A 2272-nucleotide genomic window follows, 5' to 3' on the forward strand; every position below is an offset into this window, starting at 1 on the left:
TCAATGACCAGACGAATTGCGCGGAGCTTCATCCTTTCATCTGCGGCATTGGCGGCGATAATGTTGGCCAGTCACGCCGCTGCGGAACCCACGCAAAGCGCAGGCTGGCGTCACTACCCCGCTCCGCCTGAAGCGCCGAAGGGCGCTCCCAACATTCTTCTCATCTTGACGGATGATGTTGGCTTTGGTTCGGCCAGCGCGCTCGGCGGAGCTGTCCCCACACCGACGTTCGACAAGCTTGCGCAGGACGGGCTGCTCTACAATCGCTTCCATACCACCGCGATGTGTTCACCCACGCGGGCCGCTTTGCTGACCGGACGAAACCACCATGCGGTCGGATCGGGGGCCATCGCCGACTTGTCCGCCGACGAGCCGGGTTACACTTCGGTTATTCCAGACAGCGCCGCCACTGTCGCGAAAGTTCTCGGCAACAACGGCTACAGCACCGCCTTTGTGGGTAAGGACCACAACACACCGAAATGGGAGTATACGGCAAACGGCCCGTTTGATCGCTGGCCAAACGGAATTGGTTTTGACTATTTTTACGGATTTATCGGAGGCTACGCGCACCAGTTTTTCCCGGAACTGGTAGAGAACCGTAATCTGATCCATCCGCCCCGGCAGAAAGACTATATATTCGATCGGGATATGACAGATCACGCGATTGCCTGGCTTCGGCGGCAGCGTAATGACACGCCTTCCAAGCCGTTTATGCTTTATTATGCACCCGGGACGGCGCATTTCCCTCTTCATGCGCCAGCCGACTGGATTGCCCGCTTCAAGGGGCAATTCGATCAGGGTTGGGACATCCAGCGTGAACAGATCTTTGCGCGGCAGAAGGCGATGGGGGTGATTCCGCCTGATGCGGAACTCACGCCGCGCCCGTCGCAAATTCCCGCATGGGACAGCCTCACATCCGATGAGAAGAAGGTCGCTTCGCGGACGATGGAAGCCTATGCGGCGGCGCTCGCTTTTTCTGACCACCAGATCGGTCGGGTAATCGAGGAACTGCGCCAAACCGGACAGCTCGACAACACCCTTGTTCTGTTCGTGCAGGGCGACAATGGCAGCGCTGCGGAAAACATGGCGAGCGCGTTCAACCAATATGCCAGCTTCGGCCATTTCGATGAGGGCTCGCACCCAACTGATCATATAAACGAGATTGGCGGCCCCAACTCCCTGCCCGCCTATCCTGTCGGCTGGGCCTGGGCGATGGACACGCCGTTCCAATGGGCAAAACAGGTGGCCTCGCATCTCGGCGGCACCCGCAATCCGTTGGTCGTGTATTGGCCGAAAGCCATTCGCGAGCACGGGCTGCGCAGCCAGTTTCACCATGTCATCGATATTGCGCCGACAATTTACGAGGCAACCGGCGTGAAGCCGCCGCAGAGCGTGGACGGGGTCCAACAGCAGCCGATCGATGGCGTCAGCATGGTCTATAGCTTCAGCCAGCCGACGGCGCCATCGAAGCGTCGTAGCCAATATTTTGAGATGCTCGGCAATCGCGCCTTTTACGAGGACGGCTGGTTGGCAGCAACCACGCCCAAGCGCATGCCCTGGAAGGCCGGCGCGCCGGCGGCCGAGAAAGATGCGCCCTATAAGTGGGAGCTCTATCATTTGGACGCGGATTTTTCCCAGGCGCATGATCTCGCCAGTTCCAACCCGGCAAAACTCAAGGCGCTTCAAGAAGGCTTCATGAAGGCGGCGCGTCAATATCAGGTGCTGCCGTTGGACGACAGCTTCCTGCCACGTTTCAACGCTGCCCTGCGACCGAGCCTGATGGCGGGGCGCACTTCGTTCACCTATTATCCGAGCGATCAGCGGATCACCCCGTCGTCTCTTCCTTCGCTCACCGGCAACTGGCGCGCGGTGGCCGAGATCGAGACCAACGGGACAGAGCCTGGCGGGCCAATCATCGCCAAGGGCGACCAGTTTACCGGCTGGAGTCTTTACATCCGCCACGGCAAGCCGATGGTGACGTATCGGGCAACCGATCAGGCCATGGACTGGGTCGTGCTTGGCGGGGATGAGAAGCTTTCGCCCGGGGACCATGTCCTGGCGGTGGCAGTCTCGACCGCTGCCAGCGGCGGGGCAAGCATTCTGTCGTTGGAAGTCGACGGGCAGGTTGTCGCCAAGGAACAGTTGAACCGGCTCGCCCATCCGCAGACGTCCAGCTACATCGGCCGGGCGCCTGATGCGCCGCTGATCGAGGATGCCGAAGTGCCGGATAACTTTTCAGGCGGGGAGATCAAGAAAGTCACCATCAGCCTGA

At 60.0% G+C, this 2272-nt stretch carries 1 protein-coding gene; it reads left to right on the plus strand.

Annotated elements, in window-relative coordinates; translation table 11 throughout:
- Positions 1-60: 60 nt before the first annotated feature.
- Positions 61-2272 (plus strand): arylsulfatase (locus tag IEX32_RS20230; RefSeq protein WP_188773335.1); only part of this gene is annotated, 2212 nt, incomplete at its 3' end.

It is taken from the genome of Novosphingobium endophyticum (genome assembly GCF_014640675.1).
GTDB lineage: Bacteria > Pseudomonadota > Alphaproteobacteria > Sphingomonadales > Sphingomonadaceae > Novosphingobium > Novosphingobium endophyticum.